Annotated in this window: 15 protein-coding genes; 7 read left to right on the top strand and 8 right to left on the bottom strand. The window is 73.0% G+C overall.

Annotated elements, in window-relative coordinates; genetic code table 11:
• The first annotated feature begins 113 nt into the window (after positions 1-113).
• Together KBY32_RS05870 and KBY32_RS05865 are read left to right on the top strand one after the other, a co-directional pair.
• Entirely contained in the window at positions 114-1,949 is a 1,836-nt protein-coding gene (locus KBY32_RS05870) for an HSP90 family protein (protein WP_210979100.1), read from the top strand.
• Positions 1,949-4,894 (top strand): tetratricopeptide repeat protein, encoded by a 2,946-nt coding sequence (locus KBY32_RS05865; RefSeq protein ID WP_210979099.1) that lies wholly within the window; start codon positions 1,949-1,951, stop codon positions 4,892-4,894. The genes KBY32_RS05870 and KBY32_RS05865 overlap by 1 nt, the downstream gene beginning before the upstream one ends.
• Positions 4,895-4,902: 8 nt before the next feature.
• Here the strand turns inward: KBY32_RS05865 and KBY32_RS05860 are convergent, their stop codons facing one another.
• The gene (locus tag KBY32_RS05860; protein WP_210979098.1) at positions 4,903-6,570 is read right to left on the bottom strand and encodes a DAK2 domain-containing protein; all 1,668 of its coding nucleotides are present in this window, start codon (positions 6,568-6,570) and stop codon (positions 4,903-4,905) included.
• A 254-nt stretch (positions 6,571-6,824) separates the two neighbouring features.
• Here KBY32_RS05860 and rpmB point away from each other — a divergent pair, with 254 nt between their 5' ends.
• A complete protein-coding gene (gene rpmB / locus KBY32_RS05855; RefSeq protein WP_004924906.1) occupies positions 6,825-7,010 on the top strand; it encodes a 50S ribosomal protein L28 in 186 nt (61 codons plus the stop codon).
• Between the two features lie 88 nt (positions 7,011-7,098).
• Here rpmB and thiD read toward each other — a convergent pair whose 3' ends face one another.
• Positions 7,099-7,881, bottom strand: coding sequence for a bifunctional hydroxymethylpyrimidine kinase/phosphomethylpyrimidine kinase (gene thiD, locus KBY32_RS05850; protein WP_210979097.1), 783 nt, complete (start codon positions 7,879-7,881; stop codon positions 7,099-7,101).
• A complete protein-coding gene (locus KBY32_RS05845; protein ID WP_210979096.1) occupies positions 7,878-8,846 on the bottom strand; it encodes a thiamine-phosphate kinase in 969 nt (322 codons plus the stop codon). The genes thiD and KBY32_RS05845 overlap by 4 nt, the downstream gene beginning before the upstream one ends.
• Before the next feature lie 206 nt (positions 8,847-9,052).
• Here KBY32_RS05845 and KBY32_RS05840 point away from each other — a divergent pair, with 206 nt between their 5' ends.
• Both KBY32_RS05840 and KBY32_RS05835 read left to right on the top strand, forming a co-directional pair.
• Positions 9,053-9,286, top strand: a complete 234-nt coding sequence (locus tag KBY32_RS05840; RefSeq protein ID WP_055623321.1) for an Lrp/AsnC family transcriptional regulator — start codon at positions 9,053-9,055, stop codon at positions 9,284-9,286.
• Positions 9,287-9,306: 20 nt separating this feature from the next.
• Positions 9,307-9,816 carry a DUF3515 domain-containing protein gene (locus KBY32_RS05835; RefSeq protein WP_055623322.1) on the top strand — a complete coding sequence of 170 codons (510 nt, stop codon included), beginning with the start codon at positions 9,307-9,309 and terminating at the stop codon, positions 9,814-9,816.
• Positions 9,817-9,835: 19 nt separating this feature from the next.
• On the opposite strand, the gene KBY32_RS05830 is transcribed toward KBY32_RS05835, so the two are convergent.
• From KBY32_RS05830 to KBY32_RS05820, 3 genes are all read right to left on the bottom strand, one after another.
• On the bottom strand, positions 9,836-10,993 hold the full coding sequence (locus KBY32_RS05830; protein WP_055623323.1) for a D-alanine--D-alanine ligase family protein: 1,158 nt from the start codon (positions 10,991-10,993) through the stop codon (positions 9,836-9,838).
• 103 nt (positions 10,994-11,096) lie between these two features.
• The gene (locus tag KBY32_RS05825; RefSeq protein WP_210979095.1) at positions 11,097-12,107 is read right to left on the bottom strand and encodes an NAD(P)H-dependent glycerol-3-phosphate dehydrogenase; all 1,011 of its coding nucleotides are present in this window, start codon (positions 12,105-12,107) and stop codon (positions 11,097-11,099) included.
• On the bottom strand, positions 12,104-12,892 hold the full coding sequence (locus KBY32_RS05820; protein ID WP_210979094.1) for a 1-acyl-sn-glycerol-3-phosphate acyltransferase: 789 nt from the start codon (positions 12,890-12,892) through the stop codon (positions 12,104-12,106). The genes KBY32_RS05825 and KBY32_RS05820 overlap by 4 nt, the downstream gene beginning before the upstream one ends.
• Positions 12,893-13,104: 212 nt before the next feature.
• Between KBY32_RS05820 and cofC the strand changes: the two genes are divergently transcribed.
• Both cofC and KBY32_RS05810 read left to right on the top strand, forming a co-directional pair.
• Positions 13,105-13,743 carry a 2-phospho-L-lactate guanylyltransferase gene (gene cofC / locus KBY32_RS05815; protein ID WP_210979093.1) on the top strand — a complete coding sequence of 213 codons (639 nt, stop codon included), beginning with the start codon at positions 13,105-13,107 and terminating at the stop codon, positions 13,741-13,743.
• A 75-nt stretch (positions 13,744-13,818) separates the two neighbouring features.
• Entirely contained in the window at positions 13,819-14,022 is a 204-nt protein-coding gene (locus KBY32_RS05810) for a hypothetical protein (protein WP_055623327.1), read from the top strand.
• A 105-nt stretch (positions 14,023-14,127) separates the two neighbouring features.
• Here the strand turns inward: KBY32_RS05810 and KBY32_RS05805 are convergent, their stop codons facing one another.
• Positions 14,128-14,781, bottom strand: a complete 654-nt coding sequence (locus KBY32_RS05805) for an HU family DNA-binding protein (RefSeq protein WP_115507921.1) — start codon at positions 14,779-14,781, stop codon at positions 14,128-14,130.
• Positions 14,782-14,920: 139 nt separating this feature from the next.
• The gene (locus KBY32_RS05800; RefSeq protein WP_055623329.1) at positions 14,921-15,151 is read right to left on the bottom strand and encodes a hypothetical protein; all 231 of its coding nucleotides are present in this window, start codon (positions 15,149-15,151) and stop codon (positions 14,921-14,923) included.
• Between the last annotated feature and the right edge of the window lie 137 nt (positions 15,152-15,288).

Below are 15,288 nucleotides of genomic sequence, written 5' to 3'. Positions count from 1 at the left end.
CCGGTTCGTCTCGGATCTAGGATGACGCGCCCCGGCCATCCCTTCGCGGTCACCGCCTCACCGGGACCGCCCGACCCCGCGCCGTCGCCCCTCCCCCCACCGGCGCTGCGACGATGGACTCACAGACCTCTCAGTCATCCCAGCCCTCCCTTCCCTCCCCGTCTCCTCACACCTTCCAGGTCGACCTGCGCGGTCTGGTGGATCTGCTCTCCCACCACCTCTACTCCAGTCCGAAGGTCTACCTGCGCGAACTGCTGCAGAACGCGGTCGACGCCATCACGGCCCGGCGTGCCGCGGAGCCGGACGCGCCCGCGCTGGTGCGGCTGTTCGCCGAGCCGGACGCGCTGCGCGTCGAGGACTCCGGGGTCGGGCTGACCGAGGCGGACGTGCACGACCTCCTCGCGACGATCGGGCGCAGCTCCAAGCGGGCGGAGGGACTTCAGGAGACGCGGTCGGACTTCCTCGGGCAGTTCGGCATCGGGCTGCTGGCCTGCTTCGTGGTCGCCGAGCGGATCCGGGTGGTCAGCCGCAGCGCGCGCACCCCGGACGCGGCGCCCGTGGAGTGGACGGCGGCCGACGACGGTTCGTACACCGTGCGCACCCTGCCGGACGACGCGCGTCCCGAGCCCGGCACGACCGTGCACCTGGTGGCGCGGGCCGGCGCCGCCGAGTGGCTGGCGGAGGACCGGGTGCTGGCGCTGGCGCGGGACTTCGGCTCGCTGCTGCCGTACGACGTGCGGGTCGGCGAGGAGGCGGTCACCGATCTGCCGGCGCCCTGGGACCGGCCGTACCCCTCCCCCGCCGCCCGGCGGGTGGCCCTCGGGCGGCACTGCCACGACCTGTTCGGCTTCACACCGCTGGACGCGATCGAGCTGGACGTGCCGCTCGCGGGGATCCGCGGGGTGGCGTACGTGCTGCCGTCGGCGGTGAGCCCGGCGCAGCGGGCGGGCCATCGCGTGCACCTCAAGGGCATGCTGCTGACCGAGCGCGCCGAACAGCTCCTGCCCGACTGGGCGTTCTTCGTGCGGTGCGTCCTGGACACCGACAGTCTGCGGCCGACGGCGTCGCGCGAGGCGCTGTACGAGGACGAGACGCTGGCGGCGGTGCGGGAGGCGCTGGGGGAACGGATCCGGTCCTGGCTGACGGGTCTCGCGGCCGGTGATCCGGAGCGGCTGGCGGCGTTCCTCGCGGTGCACCACCTGGGGGTGAAGTCCCTGGCGCGCCACGACCGGGAGATGCTGCGGACGATGCTGCCGTGGCTGCCGTTCGAGACGACGGACGGCCGGCTGTCCCTGGAGGAGTTCGCGCGCCGGCACCCGGTCGTGCACTTCACGCGGACCGTCGAGGAGTACCGCCAGGTGGCGCCGATCGCGTCCGCGCAGGGCGTCGGGGTGATCAACGGCGGCTACACGTACGACAGCGAGCTGGTCGAGGCGCTGCCGTCGGTGCGGCCGGGCACGGTCGTCGCCGAGCTGGACGCGGAGACCGTGACCGCGCATCTGGACGCGGTGGACCCGGCGGTGGAGCTGGCCCTGGCGGGCTTTCTGGCCGCCGCGCGGGCGAAGCTGGACCCGCTGGGCTGCGATGTGGTGCTGCGCGCCTTCCATCCGCTGTCGGTGCCCGCGCTGCACCTGGACGACCGGGCGGCCCGGCACGAGCAGGCCCGCGCGCAGGCCGAGGAGGAGGCCGACGACCTGTGGGCGGGCATCCTCGGCTCGCTGCGCGGCGAGGCGCCCCGCGCGCGTCTGGTGCTGAACCACCTCAGCCCGCTGATCCGCCGGATCGGTTCGCTCGGCGAGCCGGAACTGATCGGCACCGCCGTGGAGTCCCTGTACGGGCAGGCACTGCTGATGGCGCAGCGCCCGCTCAGGCCCGCGGACTCGGCGCTGCTGAACCGGGCCTTCATCGGCCTGCTGGAGTGGGCCACGAACGGCGAGGGGGACCGCTGATGACGGAGATCACCGACTTCGACGCGCTGCGCCGGGCGATGGCGGAGAACGGCGAGCAGCCGGAGGGCCCGGCCCGCAACGCGCGCGCGGAGCAGCTGCTCGCCGAGGCGGAGCGGCTGGGCGAACCGCTCGCCGTGATCGAGGCGCTCGGGCACCAGCTGAAGGTCTACAACTACAGCTCCGAGAAGGCGAAGATGTTCGTCCCGTTCGCGCGGCTGCTGCGCATGTGGGACGAGCGGCCCGAGGACTTCGACGAGTACGAGACGCACAGCCTGCACTGGGTCTTCAAGTGGATGTCGGCCGGGATGCTCGACCAGCCGCACATCCCGCTCGCCTCGATCGAGAAGTGGCTCGGCGAGATGGAGCACCGCTACCGGCTCGCCGGGCACTCCGAGCGGGCGGTGCGCAGCGCCGAGTTCAGCGTCGCCGCGCACGTCGGCGACCTGGAGCGGGCGGAGCGTGCGTACGCGGCGTGGCTGGCCGCCGACCGGGACTCCATGGCCGACTGCCACGCGTGCGAGCTGCACGGTCAGGGCTGGTGGCAGGCGGTGCGGGGCCGGGACGCGGAGGCGGTCCGGCTGTGGCGGCCGGTCCTGGACGGCGAGTACTCCTGCGCCCACGAGCCGCACACCGTGCTCGCGTCCTCCCTGGCGCCGCTGCTGCGTCTGGGCCGGGTGGACGAGGCCCGCGCCAACCATCTGCGGGGCTTCCGGCTGGTACGGCCGATGGAGAGCATGCGGGGCGCGTACGCGGACCATGTGGAGTTCTGCGCGCTGACCGGCAACGAGGCACGTGGTCTGGAGCTGCTGGCGGAGCGCCCGGCGTACTTCACGGACGACGGGCAGCCGCGCAGCAGGCTGGACTTCATGGCGGCGGTGGCCCTGCTCATGGACCGGCTGACCGAGCTGGGGCTGGGCGGGCAGCGCGTGCCGGGGCCGGCGGACCGCACGTGGACCGCGTGTGAACTGGCCGTCCACGCGCGCGAGGAGGCCCTCGCGCTGGCCGCGCGCTTCGACGAGCGCAACGGCACGTCGTACACGAGCGAGCGGGCCGTACAGCGGATGGCGCAGCGCCCGCTGGTGGAGCGGCTGCCGCTGGGCGTGCGGACGGCGAACCGCCCGGCGTCGGCGGCGTCGGCGGCCCCCGTCGCGCCCGCCCCCGAGGCCACGGACGAGGCGCCCGGACTGCCCGAGCTGCTCGCCGAGGCCCGACGGCTGTCGGACACCCTGCGGCCCAGTGCCATCGAGGCGTGGGCGGCGGTGTCCCGGGCCGCCGAGGGCGTCGAGCTGGACGCGCCGGACCGGGCGGAGATCGCCGACCACCGGGCGATGGATCTGGGCCCCGAGGGCGTCCCGCTGTTCGAGGAGGCCGCCGCGCTGTACGCGGAGGCGGGCGATCCGGGCGAGGCGCTGGCGGCCCGCGCGCGTGGGGCGTACGTCCGCGCGCTCACCGGCGAGGTGTCCGCGGCCCTCGACGCGATCGGCGCCCTGTACGACCAGGTCCTCGCGCTGTACGCCGAGGACGGCACGGGTGTGCGGCAGACGGCGGCCGTCCTGATGAGCCGGGCGCGGATCCTGATGCGCCGGGTCCACGAGGCCGAGGAGGGCACCGAGGCCACCGCCCTGTCCGCCGCCGAGTCCGCCGTCCGCGAGGTGCTGGCGTTCGTCTCGGGGCGCACCGGGGACGACGTACGGCTGCTCGCGCGGGTCGCGGAGGCCCGGGCGATGCTGGCCGAGCTGGCGGCGCTGACCGGTGACGTGGAGGGGGCCGCCGAGCTGTTCGCGCGGGCCTCGGGCGAGTTCGTCGGGGCGGGGCTGCCGTGGTTCGCGGTGGAGTACGAGGCCCGGCTGGCCGGTCTCGCCCACCATCTCGGCGACACGGCCCGCGCCGAGCGGGCGCTGCGGGCCGCCCTGCAGCACGGCGGGCCGTATCTGGAGGCGACCGGGCGGGCCCAGCTGCATCTGCAGCTGGCCGAGGTGCTGGGCGGCACCGGCGTCTCCGAGGAGGCCGCGGAGCACGCCCTGGAGGCGGCGCACTGGGCCGACGAGGCGGGCGAGAGCCGCACGCTCGGCGCGTGGGCCCGGCACCAGCTCGGCGGGTTCCTGGTACGGCAGCAACGTTTCGCCGAGGCGGCGGAGGTGCTGGAGTCGGCACTGCCCGACCTGTCCGCCGAGACGCACGGCGACGGGGCGGTCGTCCAGACGCTGTGGTGGCTCGGGGACTGTCTGAGCGAGCTCGGCGACCACCGGGACGCGGCGGAACGGCGGCTGCAGGCGGCCGCGATCGCCCGGGAGTGGCCCGAGCAGCACGACCACGCGACGCTGGCGCACCTGGCCGCCGAGTCGCTGGGCCACGCGGGGCTGCACACGGAGGCCGACCGGGCCTACACGCGCGCGGGTGAGCTGTGGCGCTCCCTGGGCAACGTGCACGGCCTGGTCCGTTCCCTGCGCGCCCGCGCGTGGCTGGCGCTGCGCGTGGAGGACGGCGGCGGCGCGCGGGCCGCCGAGCTGATGGCGGGCGCGGTCGAGGAGTGCACGGCGGCGCTGGACGAGGCGGCCGACGAGGAGGCGCGGCAGCGGCTGGTGGCCGAACTCGGCCAGACGCACCGCCAGTTCGGCGACCTCCTGGCGCGCTCGGCGGCCGAGGACGCGGAGGACGACTCGATCCGTACGGCGATGGAGGAGGCCCTGGCCCAGATGGCCCGGGCCGTCGCGGTGTTCGCCTCCCTCGGCGAGGACGCCCTGCACGGCCGTACCGGCGCCGAACTCGCCGCCGGCTGGCTCCAGGCCGACCTGAGCCGCCTCGCCGAGGCGGCGGCACACGCGCGTGCCGTCCTCTCCGCCTACGAGGACGCCGACCCCCGCGACGAGACGGTCCGGCAGCGCCGGGCCGAGGCCGAACAGATGCTCCAGGTCGTCGAGGAACAGGAGCGGGACGGCGGCTGACCCTCAGGTCACTCCACGCCGATGAGCAGGAGCGCTCCCTGCCGGCCGCCCCGGTAGACCACCGTGTCGACGGCGAGGTACGCCTCGCGCACCCGGTCCTCCAGGTGTGCGGCGATCGTCCCGGGCGCCTCGTCGCCGAGGACCAGGGTGACGAGTTCGCCGCCGGCGGCGAGCATGCGGTCGAGGACGGTCTCCGCGACGGCGGTGACGTCGGCGCCGATCACGGCCACGTCGCCGTCGATGAGGCCGAGGACGTCCCCGGCCTGGCAGATGCCGGCGGAGGTCCAGGACCGGTGCTCGGCGACGGCGACCTCGGCGTGCCGGGTCGCGCCGGCCGCGGAGGTCATCGAGACGACGTCCTCGTCGAAGCGGCGCTCCGGCTCGTGCACGGCGAGCGCCGCGATGCCCTGGACGGCGGAGCGGGTGGGGATCAGCGCCACCCGGATGCCCTCGGCGCGGGCCTGCTCGGCGGCCGCGGCGGCGGTGTGCCGCAGATCGGCGTCGTTGGGGAGCAGCACGACCTCGCGCGCGTGGGCCCGCCGTACGGCCTCCACGAGCTCCCCGCTGGCCGGGGGCTCACCGGGGCGGGCGAGCACGGTGGTCGCGCCGGCCTCGCCGTACAGCCCGGCCAGGCCCTCGCCGGGCACGACGGCGACGACGGCCCGCTGGACGCGTTCGCGGGGCGTTCGCTCGCCGGTGCTGTGCGCGTCGCCGGCCCCGAAGTGGGTGATCCGGATCCGGTACGGCCGTCCGGCCTCCACGCCGGCCTCCACGGCGGCGCCCGCGTCGTCGACATGGACGTGCACGTTCCACAGGCCGTCCCCGCCGACGACCACGAGGGAGTCACCGAGCCCGTCGAGGCGGTCCCGGAGCCGGGCCACGGCGGCGTCCTCGGCCTCCAGCAGATAGATGACCTCGAAGGCGGGGCCGCCCGCGCCGGGCCCGTCGGCGCAGTCCTCGGCGCCCACCGGTCCGTCCCCCGGTCCGGGGCGTACGCGCGCGGACGCCCCGGGGACGACGGGCGCCGCCTCGCCGGTGAACGTCTCGACCAGCGCGCCCAGGACGGCGACCAGTCCGCGTCCGCCGGCGTCGACCACCCCGGCGCGCTCCAGGGCGGCCAGCTGTCCGGGGGTCGCGGCGAGCGCCGCGCGCGCTCCCTCGAAAGCGGCCCGGGCGATCGCGCCGCAGTCGTCGCCGGTCGCCGCGCCGGCCGCGTCGGCGGCTGCGGAGGCCACCGTGAGGACGGTGCCCTCGACGGGGTGGGCCACGGCCTGGCGGGCGGAGTCGGCGGCGGTCCGCAGCGCCAGCCGCAGCCCGGTGCCGTCGGTGTGGGCCGTGTCTCCCTCGTCGGCGAGTACCTGGGCCATGCCGCGCAGCAGCTGGGCGAGGATCGTCCCGGAGTTGCCGCGCGCCCCGATCAGGGCGCCGTGCGCCATGGCGCGGACCGCGTCGGCGAGTGTGGGCTTGCCCACGTCGTAGGCGGTGAAGACGGCCTCCACGGCCGCGACCGCGGACTCCACGGTCAGATAGAGGTTCGTGCCGGTGTCCCCGTCGGCGACGGGATAGACGTTGATCGCGTCGATCTCCTCGCGCGCCCGGCCCAGCGACTCCAGCGCGAGGCCGCACCAGGTGCGCACCGCGAGAGCATCGAAGAATGTCTGCGGCACCTGCGCCACCTGCGCCTCCTCGGACTGCTGGAACGGGACGCAGCGTAGACCCAGGGCCGGGGCCCGCCGGAGGTGGCCCGGGACCGCCCCCCTCGCAGCCATGGTAGTTTCGTTGTACTGGCGCAGCCGTTGTATGCTGCTCCGGTTGCCCGATCCGATCGGGCCATTCCCCTGGCAACGCCACTCAGATCTCTGATCCTACGATCTCGATCCCGGCCTGCCGGGATCAACCGTAAGTGCATCTGAAGTCTTTGGAGTGACCCGTGGCTGCCAACTGCGACGTCTGCGGCAAGGGGCCGGGCTTCGGCAACAACATCTCGCACTCGCACCGCCGTACGCCCCGTCGCTGGAACCCGAACATCCAGCGCGTGCGTACCGTGGTCGGCGGGACGCCGAAGCGCGTGAACGCCTGCACCTCGTGCATCAAGGCCGGCAAGGTCTCGCGCTGACGCCCACAGCTGAGCGCGCGGCCACTGCTGGTTCGCTGCAAACAGCCGGTCCACCCTCGGGTGGGCCGGCTTTTCGCATGTCCGATCGCTAGCCGAGGTTCCAGCCGTGGTGCACGGGCCCGATCCCGGCGCCGAGGGCGAACCCGGCGGCGATCGCCCCGGTGACGTACTCCTTGGCGGCCATGACCGCCTCGGGCACGGTCTGCCCCTTGGCGAGCTGCGAGGCGATCGCGGAGGCGAGGGTGCAGCCGGTGCCGTGGGTGTGCCGGTTGTCGTGGCGCGGGGCGCGCAGCCAGTGCTCCTGCGAGCCGTCCGTGAGCAGGTCCACGGCGTCCCCGGCGAGATGGCCGCCCTTGATCACGACCCAGCGCGGCCCGTACGCCAGCACGGCCTCCGCCGCCCGCCTCAGGTCGTCCTCCGACTCGACACGCACCCCGGTGAGGTGCGCCACCTCGTCGAGGTTGGGCGTGGCCACGGTCGCCACCGGCAGCAGCGCGGTGCGGACGGAGTCGAGCGCGGACGGGGCGAGCAGCGCGTCCCCGTGCTTGGACACCCCGACCGGGTCGACGACGGACGGCGCGTCCGTCCCGGCGATCAACTCGGCGACCGTCTCGACGAGTTCGGCCGAGGACAGCATCCCGGTCTTCACGGCCCGTACGCCGATGTCGTCGACGACGCTGCGGTACTGGGCGCGGACCGCCTCGACGGGCAGCTCCCAGGCCCCTTGGACGCCGATCGAGTTCTGCGCGGTGACGGCGGTGATCACGCTCATGCCGTGCACGCCGAGCGCCAGCATCGTCTTCAGGTCGGCCTGGATGCCCGCCCCGCCGCCGGAGTCGGAGCCGGCCACGGTGAGTACGCCCGGTATCACGACTCGATGTCCCCTCCGAAGTGGTCCCAGCCGCCCTTGCGGGTCCAGGGCGCCCCGTCGACCGTGACGTGCGGCAGCGCCGAGGGGTTGAGGACCTCGCCGATGACCTTCCAGCGGGCCGGGAGCTTCACGTCGGGCGGGAAGGTCGCCACGATCGCGTGGTCCTCTCCCCCGGTCAGCACCCACTGCATGGGGTCGACGCCGACGGCTTGCCCGATGTCGTTCATCTGGGTGGGGATGTCGATGGCGCCCGAGCGGATGTCGATGCGCACCTTGCTGGCCTCGGCGATGTGCCCGAGGTCGGCGATCAGTCCGTCGCTGACGTCGCACATGGCGGTCGCGCCGAGCCCTGCGGCTGCCGGACCCGCGTGGTACGGCGGCTCGGGGCGCCGGTGCGCCTCCACGAAGGCTCGGGGCGAGCGGAACCCCCGGGAGAGCACGGCGTACCCGGCGGCGGACCAGCCCAGCCAGCCGGTCACGGCGACGAGGTCGCCGGGCTGGGCGCCGCCGCGGGTGACGGGCTCCTGGTTGCGCAGATCGCCGAGCGCGGTGATGGACACGGTGATGGAGTCGCCGCGGACGACGTCGCCGCCGACCACCGAGGCGCCCGCGACCTGGCACTCGTCGCGCAGTCCGTCCATCAGCTCGCTCGCCCAGGTCACCGGGAGTTCGGCCGGCACGACCAGGCCGAGCAGCAGCGCGGTCGGCACCGCCCCCATGGCGGCGATGTCCGCGAGGTTCTGGGCGGCGGCCTTGCGGCCGACGTCGTAGGCGGTGGACCAGTCGCGGCGGAAGTGCCGGCCCTCGACGAGGATGTCGGTGCTGGCGACCACCCTGCGGTCGGGGGCGGCCACCACCGCGGCGTCGTCGCCGGGGCCGACCCGGACCGCCGGGGTGGTGGTGAGACGGGAGGTGAGCTCCCTGATGAGCCCGAACTCCCCTAGCTCACCAACAGTGCCCTTCATTGCCCTTACGCCCCTTCTGTCCCTGTTCGCACCCGGTCGCGCGTCCCTGCTGCCCTCGTTACGGTCGAGGTGCACGTCACCTTCTGCCGTGCGCGCACCCCGGCGCGCAAGCCCCGGCCCTCGCAGGTCTCCCCGCGGCGAGCGGCGACGCGATACCGTGGCGTTCCTTTTCCCCACATGATCCTCGTGGCCGCCCTGGAGGTTCCGTGGTACAGGCGTACATCCTGATCCAGACCGAGGTCGGCAAGGCGTCGACCGTCGCCGAGACCATCGGCAAACTCCCTGGAGTCATCCAGGCCGAGGACGTGACGGGACCGTACGACGTCATCGTGCGCGCCCAGGCCGACACCGTCGACGACCTCGGCCGCATGGTGGTCGCCAAGGTCCAGCAGGTGGACGGCATCACCCGCACCCTGACCTGCCCCGTCGTCCATCTCTAGCCCCCGTCTACCCTTGGCCGGTGAACTCTTTCCGTCATCGGCGCCCCGTCGTCCTCGGGCTGCCCGCACTCGCCGTGCTCATCACCGCCGCGGGCTGCTCCTCAGCAGACGGCGGTGCCTCGGCGGCGGTTCCCAGTACCGGTGCGAAAGCCACGGGACTGTGCCGGAACCTCGACAAGGTGCTGCCGGCCGAGGTGGACGGGGCGGACCGTGACGATCCCTCGCCCGCGTCCGCGTTGACCGCGGGCTGGGGGGACCCGGCGATCATACTGCGGTGCGGTGTGGAACGGCCGCCCAAGATGCTGGACCCGAAGGTGGCCGAGGGCCATGACCCCGACGCGGTGCCCGGCGGCGTGGAAGGCGTCCGCTGGCTGATGGAGAAGCGCGACGACGGCGGGTACCGGTTCACCTCGGCCCTGCGCCGGGTGTACGTCGAGGTCGACGTGCCCGAGGGCCGGGACAGTTCGGGCGTGCTGATCGATCTGGCCCCGGCCATCAAGAAGGCGATCCCCGAAGGGATCGCCGACTGAGCCCCCGCCCGGATGTCTGCTAGCGCAGCCCCGTGGAGCGCCGCAGGGCCGCCTTGATGAGCCGGTCGATCAGCTCCGGATATTCGACGCCGCTCGCCTGCCACATCTGCGGGTACATCGAGATGGGCGTGAAGCCGGGCATCGTGTTGATCTCGTTGATCACGAACTCGCCGTCCTCGGTGAGGAAGAAGTCCGCCCGCACCAGGCCCTCGCACGAGGCCGCCTCGAAGGCCTCCACCGCCAGGCGCCGCACCTCGTCCGTCTCCTCGGCCGTCAGCGGCGCCGGGACGATGCCGGGCGTCGAGTCGATGTACTTGGCCTCGAAGTCGTAGTACGCGTGGGCGTCCGGCGGCGGGATCTCGGCGGGGACGGAGGCCCGCGGGCCGTCCTCGAACTCCAGCACCCCGCACTCGATCTCCCGGCCGCGCAGGGCCGCCTCCACGAGGATCTTCGGGTCGTGCCGCCGCGCCTCGGCGATCGCCTCGTCCAGCCCGGACAGGTCGTCGACCTTGGTGATGCCGATGGAGGAGCCCGCGCGCGCGGGCTTCACGAACAGCGGCCAGCCGTGGTCGCCGGCGAGGTCGATGATCTTCTTGCGGGCGGCGGACTCGTCCTGCTCCCACTCGCGCGGCCGGATCACCACGTACGGGCCCACCTTGAGCCCGAACGACGTGAACACCCGCTTCATGTACTCCTTGTCCTGGCCGACGGCCGAGGCGAGCACACCCGAACCCACGTACGGCACACCGGAGAGCTCCAGCAGCCCCTGCAGGGTGCCGTCCTCGCCGTAGGGGCCGTGCAGCACCGGGAAGACGACGTCGATCTCGCCCAGCGCCTTGGGCACCGAACCGGGCTCGCTGTAGACGACTTCGCGGTTGGCCGGGTCGACGGGCAGCACCACACCGCCGTCGTGGGACTCGGCGAGCTGGTCGACGCTGGGCGTACGGCGCTCGGTGATCGCCATACGGTCCGGATCGTCGGCGGTGAGCACCCAGCGGCCGCTCTGCGTGATGCCGATCGGCAGGACGTCGTACGTGGTCCGGTCGATCGCGCGCAGCACGGCCCCCGCGGTGACCGCGGAGATGCCGTGCTCGGAGCTGCGTCCGCCGAAGACGACGGCCACCCGCGGCTTGCGCGCCGGCCGGTCGGGGCTCTGGGGGAGGTTCTCGGTGCTCATATCGCGATGAGAGTACCCGGTGGTACGGGGCCGAGTCAGCGTCCGTTGACGGGTGGCGGTTCGAGGGCTGCCCCGAAAGGGTGGCTCAAGCGGAACCGGTCGCTCAGCGCCGCTCGGGCTTCGCGCTGCGCGACATCAGCTCCTTCAGGGCGACGACGGGCGGCTTGCCCTCGTGGACGATGCCGACGACCGTCTCCGTGATGGGCATGTCCACTTTGTGCCGGCGGGCCAGATCCAGCACGGACTCGCAGGACTTGACGCCCTCGGCGGTCTGCTTGGTGACCGCGATGGTCTCCTGCAGGGTCATGCCCTTGCCGAGGTTGGTACCGAAGGTGTGGTTGCGCGACAGCGGCGAGGAGCAGGTGGCCACCAGGTCGCCGAGGCCCGCGAGTCCCGCGAAGGTCAGCGGGTCGGCGCCCAGCGCCATCCCGAGCCGGGTGGTCTCGGCGAGCCCGCGCGTGATGAGCGAGCCCTTGGCGTTGTCACCGAGGCCCATGCCGTCCGCGATGCCGACGGCGAGACCGATGACGTTCTTCACGGCACCGCCCAGCTCGCACCCGACCACGTCGGTGTTGGTGTACGGGCGGAAGTACGGCGTGTGGGAGTGGGTCTGGAGCTTCTGGGCGACCGCCTCGTCGGTGCAGGCGACGACCGCGGCGGCGGGCATCCGCGCGGCGATCTCGCGCGCCAGGTTGGGTCCGGTGACGACGGCGATCCGGTCCGGGCCGACCTTGGCGACGTCCTCGATGACCTCGCTCATCCGCATCGCGGAGCCGAGTTCGACGCCCTTCATCAGGGAGACGAGGACGGTGCCCGGGGCGAGCAGCGGCGTCCAGTCGGCGAGGTTGGCGCGCAGGGTCTGCGAAGGGACGGCGAGGACGGTGAAGTCGGCGTCCCGGGTGGCCTCGGCGGCGTCCGTGGTGGCCCGCAAACTGCGGGGCAGTTCGACGCCGGGGAGGTAGTCCGGGTTGGTCCGGGTGGAGTTGACCGCGTCGGCCAGTCCGGCACGCCGGGCCCAGAGGGTCACCTCGCAGCCGGCGTCGGCGAGGACCATCCCGAAGGCGGTGCCCCACGATCCGGTGCCCATGACGGCCGCCTTGACGGGCTTGCTCACGTGCCCTGCCCCTCCTCCTGCTCGGCCTGCTCCCCCTGAGCCCGGCTGTTCTGCGCGGTGGTCCTGCGGCGCTGCTCGATGCGCTCGCGACGCGGGTCGTAGGGCACGTCGGGCGCCTTCTCCCCGCGGATCTCCTCGAGCTGGCGGGTGATCGCGGCCATGATGACCTCGGTCGCCTCCTTCAGCACCTCGGGGGTCATCTCCTGGTCGTAGAACGCCGAGAGGTCGACCGGGGGTCCGGCGAGCACGCGGTGCGTCTTGCGCGGGAACAGGTGCGGCTTCTTGGCGTACGGCGGCAGCAGTTCGTTGGCGCCCCACTGCGCGACCGGGATCACCGGGCACTTGGTCTGCAGGGCGACCCGCGCGGCACCGGTCTTGCCGGTCATGGGCCACAGCTCCGGGTCGCGGGTGAGGGTGCCCTCCGGATAGAAGGCCACGCATTCGCCGCGCTCCACGGCGTCGATCGCGGCGCGGAAGGCGCTCAGCGCGTCCGTGGTCTCCCGGTAGACGGGGATCTGACCGGTGCCACGCATCGCGGCGCCGACGAATCCCTTCTTGAAAAGGCCGCTCTTCGCGAGGAATCGCGGAACCCTGCCGGTGTTGTACTGAAAGTGCGCGTACGCGAAGGGATCCACGTGGGAATTGTGGTTCACCGCGGTGATAAATCCGCCCTCGGCCGGAATGTGCTCCATTCCACGCCAGTCCCGCTTGATCAGAACCACCAGCGGCGGTTTGCAGAGCACCGCGGCGAAGCGGTACCAGAAGCCGATTCTGCGGCGGGGCACGCGGACACCTTCCTCTAGGAATCAACGACATCGGGCCGGGGGGCCGCACAAGTGTCGCCCCAGGCCGCCGGTCTGTCGAGAACACTACGCCCGCCTGTTGCGCGCCCCCACCCCTCCACAGCGCTCCGCCCGCCGCCCCGGCACCGGCCGCCGGACGCCCCCGGCGACGGCTGGGCGACAATGACCGACGACGAGAGAGGGGCGGAACACCGGTGCAGTGGACCTTGGTCGTACCCCTGAAGCCCTTGGCACGGGCGAAGAGCAGGCTGTCGGACACCGCGGCCGACGCCCTGCGCCCGGGGCTGGCCCTCGCCTTCGCCCAGGACACCGTCGCCGCGGCCCTGGCCTGCTCGGCGGTGAAGGATGTGGCCGTCGTCACGGACGATGTGCTGGCCGGCCGCGAGCTGGCGCTGCTCGGCGCCCACATCGTCCCCGACGAGCCGCGCGGCGGTCTCAACGCGGCGCTGGCCCACGCCGCGGCGTTCGTACGGTCCACCCGCCCCGACGGAGCCGTGGCCGCGCTGAACGCCGACCTCCCGGCCCTGCGCCCGCTGGAATTGACCCGGGTCCTGGACGCGGCGGCGGAATTCCCCCGCGCCTTTCTCCCGGACACCGCGGATATCGGTACGACGCTGCTGACGGCGGCGCCGGGAAACGCGCTGCTGCCGGAGTTCGGCGAGAACTCGCGCGCCCGGCACCGCGCCTCGGGAGCACGGGAACTGCGCCTCCACGATGTGGACTCGGTACGCCAGGACGTGGACACCGGCGCGGACCTGCGGGCCGCCCTGGCGCTGGGCGTCGGCCCGCGCACGGCCCGGGCGGCGGCACGGCTGCTCACCGACGGCCCGTAGCGGACGCGGGGACGCCCCCCGCGTCCCGGCTAACACCCCCTCGCGGCCCCCCGGCAGAGCGCATAGGCTGCGAACATGCAGGCCACCGCATACACCTACGACGCCGACACCCGCTCCGGCAGTGTGCTGCTGGACGACGGCACGCCGGTCCCCTTCGACGCCCCGGCCTTCGACGCGGGCGGCCTGCGGCTGCTGCGCCCTGGGCAGCGGGTCCGCATCGAGACGGAGGGCGACGGGGGTTCGCTGCGCGTGACGCTGGTGACGCTCCAGACCTTCTGACGCTCCCGGGCCTTTGACGCTCCCGGACGTTCTGACGGGGCCCGGAAACGCCGCGGGCCGGACTCCCTGCGGAGTCCGGCCCGGCGCGTGAGTGCCCCTGCGGTTCTACCTCTTGCGGGCGGTCGCCTTGGCGGTGGTCTTGCGAGCCGTCGACTTCTTGGCGGGCGCCTTCTTGGCGGTGGCCTTCTTGGCCGGAGCCTTCTTCGCGGCCGTCTTCTTCGCGGTCGCGGTGGTCTTCTTCGCCGTCGTCTTCTTCGCGGCGGCCGTCGTCGTCTTCTTCGCGGGCGCCTTCTTCGCGGCCGTCTTCTTCGCGGTCGCCGTGGTCTTCTTCGCCGTCGTCTTCTTGGCGGCGCCCGTGGTCTTCTTCGCGGCGGCCTTGGTGGTCTTCTTCGCGGCGGCCTTCTTGACCGTGGCCGAGGCACCGCCGGTCAGGCTGCCCTTGGGCGCCTTCTTCACGGAGACCTCTCCGCCGCGCGGCAGCTTCTTCGAGCCGCTCACCAGGTCCTTGAAGCCCTGACCGGCGCGGAAGCGGGGAACCGAGGTCTTCTTGACCCGAACCCGCTCGCCCGTCTGAGGGTTGCGGGCGTACCGGGCCGGGCGGTCGACCTTCTCGAACGAACCGAAGCCGGTGACCGACACCCGCTCCCCCGCCACGACGGCGCGGACGATGGCGTCCAGTACGTGGTCGACAGCATCGGCGGCCTGCTGGCGGCCGCCCATCTTGTCGGCAATCGCTTCTACGAGCTGCGCCTTGTTCACGTCTTCCCCTTCGGAGACATCGCCAGAACGAATGTGTTCAAGCTTTTTCGCACGTTAGGCAGATATATACCGCAAATCAAACACGAAACGGGCTAATCACCCTTGTGCCGCAACAGACTCGACTGCCTCGAAGGTGTTCTCAGCGTTCCTCTTCGGGGAATCGCCCCGCGTCGAGGTCCGCGACGAACCGCTCCAGACGCCTTGCCGCTTCGGCGACGTCGTGCTTGGCCGCGGCCGTAATGACCAGCAGCTTCCGGGTCAGCGCCATCCGTACGCCCTCCGGGACTTGCAGTGCGCGCACGCTCGCGTGCGCTTCCTTGAGTTGGTCCGCGACCGCCGCATAGAGCTCGAGTTGGCCGTCGTGTTCCATGCACAGATTGTGCCATCTGGGGCGAGTTGTCGCCTGCCAGGGGTGCAACTCCGGCCTCAGTTGGCCTTCCGGGCACTTGCGGAAGCCGCGGTGGCACCACTCGCGTACCCCGGCAACACCCTTCTTAACGTGGGGTG

The sequence above is a fragment of the Streptomyces sp. RK62 genome, from assembly GCF_018070255.1.
Taxonomy (GTDB): Bacteria; Actinomycetota; Actinomycetes; order Streptomycetales; family Streptomycetaceae; genus Streptomyces; species Streptomyces nigra.
This window is presented reverse-complemented; position numbering and strand designations above follow the sequence as displayed.

Excerpts from the sequence above, each read along its gene's own strand:
- KBY32_RS05830 (WP_055623323.1), bottom strand. The coding sequence starts at position 10,993 with ATGAGCACCGAGAACCTCCCCCAGAGCCCCGACCGGCCGGCGCGCAAG.
- KBY32_RS05865 (WP_210979099.1), top strand. The coding sequence starts at position 1,949 with ATGACGGAGATCACCGACTTCGACGCGCTGCGCCGGGCGATGGCGGAG.
- KBY32_RS05870 (WP_210979100.1), top strand. The coding sequence starts at position 114 with ATGGACTCACAGACCTCTCAGTCATCCCAGCCCTCCCTTCCCTCCCCG.
- KBY32_RS05800 (WP_055623329.1), bottom strand. The coding sequence starts at position 15,151 with ATGGAACACGACGGCCAACTCGAGCTCTATGCGGCGGTCGCGGACCAA.
- KBY32_RS05810 (WP_055623327.1), top strand. The coding sequence starts at position 13,819 with ATGCAGGCCACCGCATACACCTACGACGCCGACACCCGCTCCGGCAGT.
- KBY32_RS05845 (WP_210979096.1), bottom strand. The coding sequence starts at position 8,846 with ATGAAGGGCACTGTTGGTGAGCTAGGGGAGTTCGGGCTCATCAGGGAG.